Origin of the sequence: Amycolatopsis ultiminotia (assembly GCF_039536925.1) — a bacterium.
Classification (GTDB): Bacteria; Actinomycetota; Actinomycetes; order Mycobacteriales; family Pseudonocardiaceae; genus Amycolatopsis; species Amycolatopsis ultiminotia.
Genome location: NZ_BAAAZN010000004.1, coordinates 319,869 through 334,624, shown reverse-complemented (window position 1 = coordinate 334,624; position 14,756 = coordinate 319,869). Strand labels below are relative to the sequence as shown.

The window sequence follows — 14,756 nt, the reverse complement described above, 5'->3', positions numbered from 1 at the left end:
GCCCGATTCTGACACAGGTTGGCTATCGGGCCACTGGTTCGCGTCCGCACAGGTCGGCACGCTGGAGCCATGAACGTGTTGTGGATTTTCGCCCATCCCGAACCGCAGTCGCTGAACGGCTCGCTCCGCGACGAGGGCATCGCCACGCTGCGCTCCCTTGACCACCAGGTCCGCGAGTCCGACCTGTACGCCATGCACTGGAACCCGGTGGTCGACAAGATCGCCACCGCGCCGGACGACGTGCGCGCCGAACACGAGAAGCTCGCCTGGGCAGACGCCGTGGTGTTCCAGTTCCCACTCTGGTGGTACGGCACGCCGGCCATCCTCAAGGGCTGGTTCGACCGTGTCCTGATCCAGGGCTACGGCTACGACGTACGCGACGAAGACGGCCGGGTCCTGCGCTACGGCGAGGGCACGCTGGCAGGCAAACGCGCCCTTGTCGTAGTCACTGCCGGAGGCAGCGAGGCGAGCCTCGGTCCGCGTGGCGTGAACGGCCCGCTGGAGGACCTGCTGTTCGGCCTGCAGCACGGCACCTTCTTCTACACCGGGATGTCCGTGCTGCCGCCGGTCGCCGTGCTGAGCGCGAACCGGATGACGCAGGAGCAGTACGACGTCGCCGCCGAACAGCTGCGCAAACGCTTGCATTCCCTGGAAACCACCGAGCCGCTGCCGTTCCGCACGCAGAACGGCGGGGACTACGACCGAAACCTCGTGCTGCGCGCCGACCTGGCACCCGGCGAGAGCGGATTCGGCGTGCACCGGGCAGGGTGACCACCTTGGCCTGGGCTCAGCCGAGCGCCTGGTTGTACGGCGAGAACCGCATTTCCGCCTTGCCCGGCAACGGTTTCCCGCCCAGCACGAGCCGCGGAGCCGGTCGGTGAACGGCCAGACCACGGCTCCGGCACCAGGCGGACAGCTCGGGAAAACGATCGTCCACGCCCAGCCGGAGATCGCCGTCTGCGGCCAGCGCGACGCCGCGGATCAGGGCGCGCGCCTGTTCCTCGTCGGCGGCGACGACCGGGCCGATCACCGTGACCTCGTCGTGCACTGTGCCGAGCGCGTAGCCGTGGTCGGTCACGTGCACGTGTTCCGCCTCGAACAACAGCCGGTCCAGCAGTTCCGGACGGGCGAAACCCTGCGCCTCGGTGTCCAGTTCGGATACCCGCCTGACGTCCGCGGGTCCGATCGGCCGCGAAAGCGGGCCGCCGTCGCCCTCGAACCGGCCCCGGTGGTCACTGCAGCCGCCGTCGAGCACGAAGCCGATCGACTCGTACAGCGGACGGCCGACTTCGGTCGAGTGCAGGGAGACCACTGCGTCGCCGGCCGCGTCGAGCGCGTGCGCCATGACCCGGGCGCCGAGCCCCTGCCTGCCGTACCGCTGAGCCACCACGACCATCGACACGGTGGCGGCCGGACCGGTGCGGGTCAGGATCGCGACCGCGGCCAGTCCGCCGTCCGGCGCGTCCACGCCGAACCCGCGGCCGACGTCGAGCAGGATCGACCACTTCCGGCGCTCCCGTGGCCAGCCACGATCGGCTCCCAGGTCGAGGCAGGCGGACAGGTCGGCGGGCCCGAGCGGACGGACGGGCAGGTCGGCGATCGGCACCCGGCCAGCCTATGCCGGAGGAGGCCTACGCCACACGCGCAGCGACCGCACAGTAGTTAAGCTCCGCTCCATGAGCAGTGCGACGCAGCCGCTCGGGACGCCGCCCGAGGAAGAACCGGACATCCACACCACGGCCGGCAAGCTCGCGGACCTCTATCGCCGCTACGACGAGGCCGTGCACGCCGGTTCGGCGCGGGCGATCGAGAAGCAGCACGCAAAGGGCAAGAAGACCGCCCGCGAGCGGATCGACCTGCTGCTCGACGAGGGGTCCTTCGTCGAACTCGACGAACTGGCGCGGCACCGCTCCACGAACTTCGGGCTGGAGAAGAACCGTCCGTACGGCGACGGGGTGGTCACCGGCCACGGCACCATCGACGGCCGCCCGGTCTGCGTGTTCAGCCAGGACGTCACGGTCTTCGGCGGCGCACTCGGCGAGGTGTACGGCGAGAAGATCGTCAAGGTGATGGACCTGGCGATCAAGACCGGCCGCCCGATCATCGGCATCAACGAGGGCGGCGGCGCGCGTATCCAGGAAGGCGTGGTCTCGCTCGGCCTGTACGGCGAGATCTTCCGGCGCAACACACTGGCGTCGGGGGTGATCCCGCAGATCTCACTGATCATGGGCGCGAACGCGGGCGGGCACGTGTACTCCCCCGCGCTCACCGACTTCGTGGTGATGGTCGACGAGACCTCGCAGATGTTCATCACCGGCCCGGACGTGGTGAAGACGGTGACCGGCGAGGACGTCACCTTTGAAGAACTCGGCGGCGGGCGTACGCACAACACCAAGTCCGGCGTCGCGCACTACCTCGGCTCCGACGACGAGGACGCGATCGGCTACGTCAAGGAACTGCTCTCCTACCTGCCGCAGAACAACCTGTCGACACCACCGGAGTTCGACGCGGAGCAGCCGCCTGCCGGTTTCTTCGACGACGTCACCGACACCGACCGCGAGCTGGACACGCTCATCCCCGACTCGCCGAACACGCCCTACGACATGCACGAGGTCGTCACCCGGGTGCTCGACGACGGCGAGTTCCTCGAGGTGCACGAGCTGTTCGCGCCGAACATCCTGGTCGGCTTCGGCCGGGTGGACGGTCAGAGCGTCGGCGTGGTGGCGAACCAGCCGACGCAGTTCGCCGGCTGCCTCGACATCGATGCTTCGGAGAAGGCCGCCCGGTTCGTGCGGACCTGCGACGCGTTCAACATCCCGGTGCTCACCTTCGTCGACGTGCCGGGCTTCCTGCCGGGCACCGACCAGGAGTGGAACGGCATCATCCGGCGCGGCGCGAAGCTGATCTACGCCTACGCCGAAGCCACCGTCCCGCTCGTCACGGTGATCACGCGCAAGGCGTACGGCGGTGCGTACGACGTGATGGGCTCGAAGCACCTCGGCGCCGACGTCAACCTGGCGTGGCCCACCGCGCAGGTCGCAGTGATGGGCGCACAGGGCGCGGCGAACATCGTGCACCGCAAGACGCTGGCGAAGGCCGCCGAAGAGGGCCGCGACGTCGACGCGCTGCGGGCCGAACTCATCCAGGAGTACGAGGACACGCTGTTGAACCCGTACGCAGCCGCCGAGCGCGGGTATGTCGACTCGGTGATCGCGCCCGCGCACACGCGTGGCCACGTCGCCAAGGCTCTCGCCTTGCTGCGTACGAAGCGAGAGTCCTTGCCGCCCAAGAAGCACGGCAACATCCCTCTGTGAGGCAGCGATGACGGACGCCCCCCTGCTCCGCGTGGTACGCGGCAATCCGGACGACGCCGAACTGGCCGCGCTCACCGCGGTCGTGGCCGCGGCCGCCGCTACCCCGGCACCTGCCGGAAAGAAGCGGCGCACCTCGTGGTGGGGCGACCGCGCCACCGCGGTCCACGCCCCGCAGGCACCAGGCGAAGGAGCCTGGCGCGCCTCGGCCTTACCGCGCTGAGGCCGAGGCGAGCAACGGATTGCTCGTGCTCAGTTCCCCGACGGCTCGCGCCGACCGCGGGCGGACACATCGAGTCGAGCTCTTGAGCCGTCCGAGGACGGGCTCCTCGGGCTCGTACTGCTCGGCGGCCTTGCCGGGCTTCTCGCCCGTCTTGTGCAGGGCCTTGGCCGACTCACCGATCGCTTCGCAGGCCCGATCCCGGCGCGCTACCCACCGGCGGGTTCACCGAGCAGGCGATCGACGAGCTCGTCGGTGAATTCGCTGGTCACCGGCTCACCGGTGACCAGAACGCGGTAGTGGATCGGCCCGACGAGCCGTTCCACCGCACGGCTCACGTCGGTGTCCGGCGGTAGTTCACCGCGTGCGATGGCGCGTTCGAACGGCAGGCGGTCGCGTGCGTGCTGGACGCTCAGGTGCTGGCTGCGCAGGCGCTCGGCGAGTGCCGGGTCGTGCTGGGCCTGGCCGAGCAGCACACGAACCATCGCACCGGTGTCGGCCATGGTCAGGAAACCGGCCAGGTGCGCAAGGTGCTCGCGCAGGTCCCGGCGCAGGTCACCGTGGTCGGGCGGGACGAGGTCCTCGGCGAGGTCCTCGCCGAGCGCATCGAGCAGGATGTCCACTTTGGACGGCCACCAGCGGTAGATGGTCTGCTTGGCCACCCCGGCCCTTGCCGCGATCCGCTCGATGGTGAGCCCGGCGAAACCGTACTCGGCCAGCACGTCGTCCGCGGCCTCGAGCACCGCGAGCCGAGCCTGCTCACTGCGGCCGAACCGGTTCCCGTGGTGCCGACGACCTGCGGATGTAGTGACCTCGCTCACGCAGGGGAGCGTATCCGGTTTATAGACAAGACGCAACGTTGCGCCTACGGTGAACGGGACGAAAAGGGGGCCCCGACCATGTGTTCCGCCTGTGGTGTGCCGACGCACGTGCCGGAGGCCGCCGAAGCCTCACCGGCCGCGGCGACCGCGCCGCGCAAGTTCGCCGCGCTGTACAACAAGGACTGCCGCCCGTACCTGTTCGGCGCGGCACTGGCGATGATGGCCGACAACATCGAGCACGTCATCACCTACTGGGTGCTGTGGGAGAAGTTCCACTCGCCCGCGCTCAGCGGGTTCGAGGTGATCAGCCACTGGGTGCCGTTCCTGCTGTTCTCGGTGTACTTCGGCGGACTGGCCGACCGGTACGACTGCCGCCGGATCATCCAGGCCGGACAAGGGCTGTTCATGCTCGTCTCGGCGACCTGGGCGGTGCTGATCCTGACCGACACGCTGCAGGTGTGGATGGCCTGCGTACTGCTGGTGTTGCACGGGTTCGCCGGCTCCGTGTGGGCAGCAGGCGAACAGTTGATGCTGCACGATTTCGTCGGTCCGACGGAGCTGCCGAGCGCGATCCGGCTCAACGCCACCTTCCGCAGCCTCGGCATCCTGTTCGGACCGGTCGTCGGCTCGGCACTGCTGCTCGGACTCGGCCCGGTCGCCGGTCTTCTCGTGAACGTGGCGTTCTACCTGCCGCTCACGGCATTCCTGTTCCGCACGAAGTTCACCGGCCACACGCGAGACGGCGGCGTGCCCCGGCAGCGGCTGACCTTGCTGGACTCGGTGCGGGTGCTGCGCGAGGTGGGCGCGAACCCGACCATGGTGGGCATGGTCGTGCTCGGCGGGCTGGGCGCGTTCTTCGTGGGTGCCTCGATGCAGACCTCGATGCCGATCTTCGCCCAGGATCTCGGCGCGGGCAGCGCCGGAACCGCCTACGGCGTGCTGCTGTTCGCCAACGGCGTCGGCGGGGTGATCGGCGGGATCCTGCTGGAAGCCACCGGCCGGATCAAACCGAGCGTGCCCGCTGCAGTGGTGAGCACCGCGGTCTACGGCCTTTCCAGCCTGTTCTTCGCGATGACCGCGAGCTATCCGCTGGCCGTCGTCATGCTGCTGATCGGCGGGGTGGCGAACCTGGCGTCGATGTCGATCGGCCAGACAGTGGTGCAGCTGCTGGCAAAACCGTCCGAACGAGGCCGCGTGATCGGCGTGTACAACGTCTCCGCGAACGGCCTCCGCGCCGGCAGCGGCTTCACCGTGGGCATCCTGGGCTCCGCAGTGGGCGTGCACTGGTCCCTCGGCCTGAGCGCCACCGCCCTGACCGTCGGAACGGCCATCGCCGGCTGGTTCTCCCTGTGGAGCCCCCGAGCCCGCACCGCAAGAGCCGAACTACGGCAGGCAACCCAGACCACCTCCTGACCCAGCCACGAGGCCTGCCACGCCCCGGACCGAAGACGAACACGCCGTCGCCGACACGGACAGCCGCACTCCCGGCGGCGACGCGTTCGGTCATACCGGCAAGCATCACCAATCGAACGTGTGTTCCAATCCGGCAGCTCGGTCGTACATACTCGGAGCCATGCCGCTGACTCTGGAGCTGAGTATCGGCGACCTGGCGAGCACCCGGTTCGCCATCTCGCCGCTGTCGGAGACCATCTCGGGGCTGCAGATCCTGGGGAACGGGTGGGGACAGGGACGGCAACGTCATCTGCGCTGGGTCCGGTGGGCTGCGGACGAGGTCGCCGCCCGGCCTCTCGACCTGTCCTGGACCTGGCCGCTGATCGTGCACGGCCGCACGAGCTGGCCGCAGTTTCTCCTCCCGGCGCCTGCTCGTGCGGCAACCACGATCGACGACGCGCTCGCCGCGCTGCAGCGGACCACGGCAGCCCAGGTTCGCCGCAGTCTCCGCGGAACCTTCGGCGACCGCCCTCCGGCCGTCGCCCGCAAGCTCGCCGCGGACCCCGCTGCCGGGCTACGCGTGATCGCCGCCGAATTGCGTCGGGCCCACGACCGGCTCGTCGCGCCGCACTGGTCTCGCCTGCAAGCCGTCCTCGACGCCGATATCGCCTACCGAGCACGGCAATTGGCCAGTGGCGGTGCCGGGAAGCTCTTCACCGAGCTGCATCAAGATCTCCGCTGGAACGACGGGCAGCTCACCCTCGACGGCGACGATCGGCCGTCTCCCGGAAAGCTCCCCGGAGGATTGGTGCTCTCCCCGGTTGCGCTCGGCCCGCCGCGGGTTCTGATCAAGCTGCACAGCACGACCCACCCGACACTGCGCTATCCAGCTCGAGGTGTCGGCGCACTGTGGGCCACCGGAATGCATCCCGTGGCCGGACGCAGCACGGTTCGTCTGCTGGGCCGGCGGCGAGCCGATCTGCTGGCGGCGTTGCGATCGCCGGCAACGACAGTGGATCTCGCCCGGGTGCAGCAGGTATCACCCAGCGCCGTGTCGCAGCAGATCCGGGTCCTGCGTGACGGCGGGCTTGTCGTCGGCGAGCGCTGCGGGCGTCGCGTCCTGTACCGCACTACCGAACTGGGACTGAAGCTGCTGGACGCCGGACCGCACTAGCCGTCAGCGCAGACGGCCGTTGGTGCTGGTGGCGAGCGAGCCCTTCAGCGCGCTGGTGGCGGTGGTGAGTGCCGTGGTTGCGGTGGTCCAGTCGACGGTCTTGCTCCAGGTGGTCATCACCGAGACGGCGAAGGTCCGGGACTCGGTTCGGACCAGGCCGGTGGTGTTGAGCACCCGCCGTCCGCCGGAGCTGCCCCAGCCCTGTTTCACCGCCCAGTCCGCGCCCTCGAATGCACGTGGAATCCCGAAGTGCTGGTCGAAACCGTCGGCGGCGTTGCGTGGGGCGCTTTCCATTGCCTCGGTGAGAAAGTCGCGTTCTTCGTCGGGCAGCTCCGCGGTGATGTGCCGGTAGACCGTGAGGACGTCGGCAGGCGACATCCGGGCGGAGCCCCACTGTCCGGTATCGGTGGGCGGCGAAGTGTTTGCGAGCCCCAGTTTCCCGGCCTGCCGCTCGACGATGGACGGCCCGCCGTTCTCCTGCCACAGACGGCTGGCGACCTGATCGTCACTGGCCGAGAGCATGTCACTGACAGCCGACGCGTCGCTGCCGGAGGGCACCCCGGAACTGTCGATCAGATCGAGCGCGATGAGCAGCTTCACCACCGACGCGGTGGGCAGCGGCCGATCGGCTTTCCAGCTCAGCTCCACCGCGCACGTGTCCAGATCGACGACCTCGAGTTCGAGACGGGGATCGTTCCCCTTGCTCAGCAATGCTTTCCTGGCTTCGGCAAGGGCACTCGCATGCTTGTCCGCCGCCGGGGCCGGAGTCGAACCGCAGCCTGCGCGCCAGTGACCGCTGCCGGATCCGCCGTGCACGGCGAACGCCACGAGCAAACCTCCCGCCACGATGAGCGCGGCGATCCCCACGCGCACCTTCACCTGTCCGAACTGCCTGGGCAACGGTCCACCTCCGCCGGAAATGCGAGCAATCCGAAGCTATTCAGGACCGGGATCACGGGTATCGACCGATGAGCCGGTTCATTCCGGCCGACCGGCGGACAACCCGGCCGGAACAGGCCCGCAGATCGGCCGGATGGCCGATCCCCCGCAACCGCATCCCGTGCCAGAGGCGACTGCGCACACCAACGACACCCGGCACAGCGGCACCCCGGCGCCCGGCAACCACCACCTGGCACCTGGCACAGCGACACCCGGCACAGCAGCCCCGCACCCCGCACCCGGCACCCGGCACCCGGCACAGCGGAACCAGCTCCGGGGTCACCCGCCCGCCCCGGAACCCCGTTCGAACAGGCGATCGCCGTTTTTGTCAGACACCTCGCCTATCCTTCTCCCACTATCCGCAACACCCGTCACGGTCAGCGACAGGTCGTTCACCAGCGAAGACCACACTGGCCCAACCTTGTCCCGCCCCGTATAGTCCATGCGGAATAGCCGTTCTGGACCACCCAGAAGGATCAGCCCCGCACCCGCTGCACCCGCCACCGGAGGAAGCGAACGACGATGATCTCGACCAAGCTGACCGCGCTCGGGGTCGCCGTGCTCGAGATGCTGCACGAGAAGCCCATGCATCCCTACGAGATGGCGCAGCTCATGCGCGAGCGGTACGTGGACGACCGCGTGAAGCTCAAGGCAGGCTCGCTCTACCACACAGTGGAACGGTTGCTGCGCAATGGTTTCGTCGAGGTCACCGAGACACAGCGCGACGGGCGCCGCCCCGAGCGCACGGTGTACGCGATGACCCCGGCAGGCAAAGACGCCTTCGTGCAACGTGCGCGGCAGATGCTCGGCGACGTGGCCCCGGAGTACCCGGAGCTGCTGAGCGGCCTCGCCGCCATCGACGACCTCGGCCACGAAACCTCGCTCCTGGAACTGGAACACCGGATCACGCGGCTGCGCGCGGCGGTCGCGGCGGACGAGGTGATCCTCGGCAGGCTCCGCACCGACGGGACGCCGGAGGCCTACTGGCTCGACGTCCGGTACGCGGCCGCGCACCGGGAATTCGAACTGGCCTGGGTCCGGCGGCTGCACGCCGACCTGTCCAGCGGACGCATCCCGTTCCCCAGCGACGGCACCCCCAAACCAGATCTCAACCTCGTCAAGGAAGGTCATGCCCGCCAGACCGGTTAACCCGTGGGCCGCGCTCAGCGCGCTGTGCCTCGGTTTCTTCATGATCCTGCTCGACACCACCATCGTGTCCATTGCGGTGCCCGCCATGCTGCGCGAGCTCGGCGCCGGGCTGAACTCGGTGGTCTGGGTGATCAGCGTCTACCTGCTCACCTACGCCGTACCAATGCTGTTCACCAGCAGGCTCGGTGACCGGTTCGGGCCGAAGCGGGTGTTCCTCGCCGGGCTCGTCGTGTTCACCGCCGCCTCGTTGTGGTGCGGGCTGTCCGGCAACGTCGAGATGCTCATCGCCGCCCGTGCCGTACAGGGCCTCGGTGCCGCGTTGATGACGCCGCAGACGCTCGCGTTCATCACGCACCTGTTCCCGCCTGCCAAACGTGGTCCGGCAATGGGCGCATGGGGCGGGGTCGCCGGCCTTGCCACGATCACCGGACCGCTGCTGGGCGGCGTGCTGGTGCAGCACCTCGGCTGGGAGTGGATCTTCTACGTCAACGTGCCCATCGGCGTCATCGCAGTGGTGCTCACCGTCGCGCTGGTCCCCGACTGGCAGCCGAAGAACTCGCATTCGTTCGATCTGATCGGCATTCTGCTGTCCGCGGCAGGCCTGTTCTGCATCGTGTTCGGCGTGCAGAACGGTCAGCAGTACGACTGGGGCGCCGTCTTCGGCGGGATCACCGTGCCCGAGATCATCGGCGCGGGCGTGCTGCTGCTGATCGCGTTCGTGTTGTGGCAGCGCTACAACCGGAGCGAACCACTGGTGCCGTTGGCGGTGTTCGGCAACCGCAACTTCTCCGCGGGCACGCTCACCGCGACCACTGTCGGTTTCACCATGACTGGCATGTTCCTGCCGTTGATCATCTACATCCAGACGGTGCTGGGGCTGAGCCCGACCATGGCCGGACTGCTCACCGCGCCGATGTCGTTGCTGTCCGGGGTGATCGCACCGTTCGTGGGAAGGGCCTCGGACCGGGTCAACGGCAAGTATCTGGTCATGGCCGGGCTGTCCCTGCTCGCACTCGGCATCGGCATCATCGCAATACAGGCCCGGCCGGACACCAGTCCGTGGACGCTGATCCCGGCCCTGCTGGTGTGCGGCCTCGGCGTCGGCTGCATCTTCTCGCCGATGAGCAACCTCACCATGGCGTCGGTGCCGCGGCAGCTGACCGGGACCGCGTCCGGCATCTTCAACACCGCCCGCCAGGTCGGCGGTGTGCTCGGCAGTGCGGCGATCGGGGTGTTGCTACAGGCGCGGATCAGCGCGTCGATCACCGACGAGGCGGCCGCTGCGGCGGCACAGCTGCCCGAGCCGTACCGGGCACCGTTCGCCGACGGCATCGCGCAGGCCGCGGCGTCCACCGGCGAATTCGGCTCGTCCGGCGGCTCCGCGCCGATCCCCGGCCTGCCGACCGAACTCGCCGCACGGGCGGGCCGGCTCGCGAGCCAAGCCGTCAACAGCGGACTCACCGACGCCGCCAGAACAACCCTGATCCTGCCGGTCGCGGTACTGGTACTCGGCGTGCTGTCGGCCGCGGTCCTGCGCCGGGTGACCCCACGCCCAGCCACCTCACCCCCCTCGGCCGAACCGGCCCCCTCCCCAACCGGCTGAGGCACGCCCAACCGAGGGAGAGGAAGGTCTGGCGCGGCCCCGGAAGGCGCGGGCAGCTCGAAAAGCTGCAGCGCTTCCAGACGACCGGAAACGAAACCCGCAAGCACGAGAAGAATTCGAGGAGGGCGGATCAACTCCGGGAGGCAAGGGAAGGTCGAGGGAAAGCCGGGCAGCCAAGGCCAATTCGAAAGTCGGAAGATCGGGACAGACCCAGGAACGAGACATCCCTGAGGGAAAGACATCCCTGGGCGCGATATCCCCTGGGGCGGGACGTCCCTCGGGGCGATATCCCCTGGGGTGAGATATCCCTGGGCGCGACACCCCTGGGGTGGGACATCCCTGGAGTGGGACGTCCTTTGTGGCGCGATATCCCCTGAGTACGCGACATACCCTGGTGGTGCGACATCCCTGGGAGCGAGACGTCCCAGTGGTGCGACACCACTGAGGGTGGGACATCCCTTGGGGCGGCACGATGTCCGCAAAGGGCGCGACATCCCCTGGGGCGGGGCGGCTCCTGGGGCGGGGCGGCTCCTGAGGCGAGACCCCTGGGAGCCGGGCGTTCCCGGGAACCGTCCATGGGAACCGGGCCTTCCCGAAAGCCGGGCGTTCCCGAAGGCCGGGCGTTCGACAAACCAGGCGTTCCGACCACCGGTGCCAGTTGCAGCAGCTCCGGCCGTTTCCGCGCAACGGAACCGGTCAACGGGGCAGCGCTGGCCCTGGGGAGCTGGCGCGGATCGGGTCAGCTGCGGGAGGGCGGGGAGGTCTTCGAGCCGACGGCCCGGGTGGGGCGCACGGCTTCGCGGTCTTTCGGCATTCGGCGTTTTGCCCACCACGGCACCCGGGGCTGGTAAGCAGGCGTCGATTCCGTCACCCTCACGGTCATCGGGCACCCCGTCCCTTCTCGGTATCCTGGTCGGACACCGGCACGGCCGGGACCGCCGATCCCGGCAGGGCATATGTTGCGGGCTACAACAAACTAACCCCGCACCCGCCTCGTGCACGTCACGATTCGGCAACGGGCAGGTGCGCGGTAGCTTCTCCCCGTGCGTCTCGTTCTCGCTTCCCAGTCCCCCGCCCGCCTGGCACTGCTGCGCGGCGCCGGTCTCGATCCGGCCGTCGTGGTGTCCGGCGTCGACGAGGACGCGGTCGCCGCCGCGCTCACCGATCCGGCACCCGACGAACTGGTCACCGCACTGGCCACGGCGAAGGGCAATGCGGTGCTCGACCAGGTCGCCGCGGCCCATCCGGACGCGGTGGTCGTCGCCTGCGATTCGATGCTCTCGATCGGCGGCGAGATGGTCGGCAAGCCGGCCACCCCCGACCTCGCCCGCCGTCGATGGGCAAGGATGGCCGGACAGTCCGGCGAACTGCTCACCGGTCACGCGGTGTTCCGGCTCGACGGCGGACAGCGCACCAAAGAAGCGGCAGGCACCCGCCGCACAACCGTCCACTTCGGACAACCCAGCGAGACCGAGATCGACGCCTACATCGCCACCGGCGAACCGTTGCAGGTAGCAGGTGCGTTCACCCTCGACGCACTCGGCGGCTGGTTCGTCGAAGGTGTCGAGGGAGATCCGTCGAGCGTGATCGGCATCAGCCTGCCGCTCGTGCGGCAACTGCTTGCCGAAGTGGGCGTGAGCGTCGTGAATCTCTGGCGGCCGTCCACATCCTGAGAGGGTTTCCACTCGTTCGGGTGGTCCGGAAGAGTTTCTGAACGGCCCGAACCGGGCCGAACCGGAACTTTTCGACCCATGGGGTGGCTTCGTGTCCTTCGTCTCGACGTACACCAGACCGCGCGTGTTCGCCGCGGCGGTCCTCGGTTCGCTCGTGGTCGGCGCCGGGCTCGGCGTGCTCGCCAGGACCAGCGGGGCGGACTGGCTGACCGAAGTGCTGGACCAGATCGGCACGATCTTCACCACGTTGCTGCAGATCGCGGTGATCCCGCTGGTCTTCGCGGCGATCGTGGTCGGCATCACCAGCCTGCGCAAACTCGGCGGCGGCCGGACCGCCGCGCGGCTGGGCAGCAAGACCGTGCTGTGGTTCGCGATCACGTCGTTCATCGCGTCGCTGATCGGCATCGCCATCGGCAAGCTGTTCGACCCCGGCGTCGGCGGGCTCGGTCCCGGCGTCGCGGCCACCGCCAAGAACGCCGACAAGGCCGCCAAGAGCGTGAGCGACTGGGGTTCCTGGGACGCGTTCATCGACGGCCTGCTGCCGCAGAACTTCTTCTCCGCCTTCGCCGAGGGCAACACGTTGCAGGTGCTCTTCCTCGCCGTGCTGATCGGCGCCGCCGCCTACAGCCTCGGTGACAAGGCGAAGCCGTTCGTGGACTTCACCAACAGCGTGTTCGAGATCATCCAGCGCTACCTCGGCTGGATCGTGCGGCTCGCGCCGATCGGCATCATCGGCCTGATCGGCGCCGCCGTGTCGAACTACGGCGACGCGCTGTTCCGCCCGCTGTTCTCGACCACGCTCGCGGTGTACGTCGGCTGCCTGCTCGTGTTGTTCGTGGTGTACCCGATCCTGCTGCAGTTCGTCGCGAGGGTGTCTCCGCTGACCTTCTTCGCCAAGGCAGGTACCGCGATCCAGTTTGCGTTCGCCTCGCAGTCGAGTTCCGCGACGCTGCCGCTCACCCGCCAGTCCGCGGTGAACCTCGGCGTGGACCCCGGGTACGCCGCGTTCGCCACCCCGCTCGCCAGCGCGACCAAAATGGACGGTTGCGCCGCGGTGTTCCCCGCGATCGGTGCCATCTTCATCGCCAACCTGTCCGGGGTGTCGCTGGGCTTCGGCCAGTACGTGGGCATCGTGGTGGTCGCGGTGATCGGCGCGCTGGCCACCGCGGGCACCACCGGCTGGCTGACCGCGCTGACCCTCACCACCGCGTTCATCGGCCTCGACGCCAAGCAGGTGGCGCTGGGGCTGGCGCTGATCTACTCGGTGAACCCGATCATGGACATGATGCGCACGGCCACGAACGTGGCAGGCCAGATCGTGGTGCCTGCGGTGGTGGCCCGCAGCGAAGGACTCCTCGACGACGAGGTCCTACACGCCCACACGAGCCGCCCCGCGCACAACGACGACGGCACCGCACCCGCCACCGCCTGACCCGGACCCCGCCGCCCCCGGCCGAACCGGGCCACGCCGCCCCCGGACCACCCGGCAAACCGGACCGCGTCACCCCCGCCGAACCACGCCACACAACCCCCGGCCCAACCACGCCACACAACCCCCGGCCCAACCACGCGCACAACCCCCGGCCCACCCGGCGAACCGGGCCGCGTCACCTCCGCCGAACCGACCCGCGGCCCGGCTCATCTGGCCGAACCCGGCCACCGCCGCGCGCCGCGGTCGAATCCGGCAGGCGAATCGGGCTCAGGAAGCGTCCGGGCAGGGGTGCAGCTGGGAACGGCGGACCTGCACGTCCGGCCAGCCGCGCAGGTTCGCCGGGGACGTCACGGTCGAGGTGCAGCCCATCAGGTCCCCGCCGAGCTCGTACACCTCGGCCAGCACCGGAGCGGCCTGGCAGCTCGGCGTGCCGGGGGTGGCCTGCGGACATTCGTGCCGGACGAGGATCACGTCCGGGCGGCCGTCCTCGCTCACGTCGAACAGCGAGACGGTGCCGGCGTCGGCGAAGTACGGCTTCCCGAAGTCGCGCCAGACCCCGCCGGATTCGGTGAGCAGTTCGCCGTACGCACCGCCGCCGCCGGTGTTGCCGCGGACCAGGCACGCCGCCGTGGATCCGTCGATGCACTGCAGTGAGTGGGCGGACAGCTTCGCACCCATGCCGGTGAGCGCCAGTTCGAACTCGGTGCCCGGCTGGGGGCCGATCTGCACCCGTCCCGAGCCGCCCTCGCCGTCCGCGAGCAGCACTACCGGCACCCCGCCGACCGTCACCGCGGCCAGCTGGTTGCACGGGCCGGTACCGCACGTCCCGACCTGCGCCGCTCCGGTGTCCAGCGGCAAGAGACCGGGCTCCCGCGGCGAGCCATCGTTCGCCGCGCGCAACACCACGATCACGACGAGCGCCGCAGCTGTCACCACGACGGCGAGCACCGCGGTGAGCAGCGCGGATCGGGGGAGCCGCTTCGGCGAAGTCCGCATATCCGAGACTGTAAGCGACCTCGCGCACCGTGGCCGTCTATGTTGT

The 14,756-nt window shown here is 69.2% G+C and carries 13 protein-coding genes; 9 read left to right on the top strand and 4 right to left on the bottom strand.

Going from position 1 to position 14,756, the window contains the following annotated elements; all coding sequences use genetic code 11:
* The first annotated feature begins 69 nt into the window (after positions 1-69).
* Entirely contained in the window at positions 70-771 is a 702-nt protein-coding gene (locus tag ABD793_RS11975; protein ID WP_344858756.1) for an NAD(P)H-dependent oxidoreductase, read from the top strand.
* A gap of 16 nt (positions 772-787) precedes the next feature.
* Here ABD793_RS11975 and ABD793_RS11970 read toward each other — a convergent pair whose 3' ends face one another.
* Complete coding sequence (locus ABD793_RS11970; protein ID WP_344858754.1) at positions 788-1,606, bottom strand: GNAT family N-acetyltransferase; 819 nt, start codon at positions 1,604-1,606, stop codon at positions 788-790.
* Between the two features lie 70 nt (positions 1,607-1,676).
* On the opposite strand from ABD793_RS11970, the gene ABD793_RS11965 reads away from it, so the two are divergent.
* Positions 1,677-3,314 (top strand): acyl-CoA carboxylase subunit beta, encoded by a 1,638-nt coding sequence (locus tag ABD793_RS11965; RefSeq protein WP_344858752.1) that lies wholly within the window; start codon positions 1,677-1,679, stop codon positions 3,312-3,314.
* A gap of 7 nt (positions 3,315-3,321) precedes the next feature.
* The gene (locus tag ABD793_RS11960; protein ID WP_344858750.1) at positions 3,322-3,534 is read left to right on the top strand and encodes an acyl-CoA carboxylase epsilon subunit; all 213 of its coding nucleotides are present in this window, start codon (positions 3,322-3,324) and stop codon (positions 3,532-3,534) included.
* A 206-nt stretch (positions 3,535-3,740) separates the two neighbouring features.
* Here the strand turns inward: ABD793_RS11960 and ABD793_RS11955 are convergent, their stop codons facing one another.
* Positions 3,741-4,352, bottom strand: a complete 612-nt coding sequence (locus ABD793_RS11955; protein ID WP_344858748.1) for a TetR/AcrR family transcriptional regulator — start codon at positions 4,350-4,352, stop codon at positions 3,741-3,743.
* A gap of 96 nt (positions 4,353-4,448) precedes the next feature.
* Between ABD793_RS11955 and ABD793_RS11950 the strand changes: the two genes are divergently transcribed.
* Both ABD793_RS11950 and ABD793_RS11945 read left to right on the top strand, forming a co-directional pair.
* Positions 4,449-5,765: an MFS transporter gene (locus ABD793_RS11950; RefSeq protein ID WP_344858746.1), complete on the top strand. Its 1,317-nt coding sequence runs from the start codon at positions 4,449-4,451 to the stop codon at positions 5,763-5,765.
* 160 nt (positions 5,766-5,925) lie between these two features.
* Entirely contained in the window at positions 5,926-6,918 is a 993-nt protein-coding gene (locus ABD793_RS11945) for a DUF5937 family protein (protein WP_344858744.1), read from the top strand.
* 3 nt (positions 6,919-6,921) lie between these two features.
* Here the strand turns inward: ABD793_RS11945 and ABD793_RS11940 are convergent, their stop codons facing one another.
* Positions 6,922-7,818: a serine hydrolase gene (locus ABD793_RS11940; protein WP_344858742.1), complete on the bottom strand. Its 897-nt coding sequence runs from the start codon at positions 7,816-7,818 to the stop codon at positions 6,922-6,924.
* 561 nt (positions 7,819-8,379) lie between these two features.
* Here ABD793_RS11940 and ABD793_RS11935 point away from each other — a divergent pair.
* The 4 genes from ABD793_RS11935 to ABD793_RS11920 all read left to right on the top strand — a co-directional run bounded on the left by ABD793_RS11935 (position 8,380) and on the right by ABD793_RS11920 (position 13,714).
* Positions 8,380-9,006 carry a PadR family transcriptional regulator gene (locus ABD793_RS11935; protein ID WP_344858740.1) on the top strand — a complete coding sequence of 209 codons (627 nt, stop codon included), beginning with the start codon at positions 8,380-8,382 and terminating at the stop codon, positions 9,004-9,006.
* A complete protein-coding gene (locus ABD793_RS11930; RefSeq protein WP_344858738.1) occupies positions 8,987-10,609 on the top strand; it encodes a DHA2 family efflux MFS transporter permease subunit in 1,623 nt (540 codons plus the stop codon). Before ABD793_RS11935 ends, ABD793_RS11930 begins: the two co-directional genes overlap by 20 nt.
* Before the next feature lie 1,043 nt (positions 10,610-11,652).
* Positions 11,653-12,282: a Maf family protein gene (locus tag ABD793_RS11925; protein ID WP_344858736.1), complete on the top strand. Its 630-nt coding sequence runs from the start codon at positions 11,653-11,655 to the stop codon at positions 12,280-12,282.
* A gap of 91 nt (positions 12,283-12,373) precedes the next feature.
* Entirely contained in the window at positions 12,374-13,714 is a 1,341-nt protein-coding gene (locus ABD793_RS11920) for a dicarboxylate/amino acid:cation symporter (RefSeq protein ID WP_344858734.1), read from the top strand.
* Positions 13,715-13,981: 267 nt separating this feature from the next.
* Here ABD793_RS11920 and ABD793_RS11915 read toward each other — a convergent pair whose 3' ends face one another.
* Positions 13,982-14,710 carry a hypothetical protein gene (locus ABD793_RS11915; RefSeq protein ID WP_344858732.1) on the bottom strand — a complete coding sequence of 243 codons (729 nt, stop codon included), beginning with the start codon at positions 14,708-14,710 and terminating at the stop codon, positions 13,982-13,984.
* Positions 14,711-14,756: the final 46 nt, after the last annotated feature.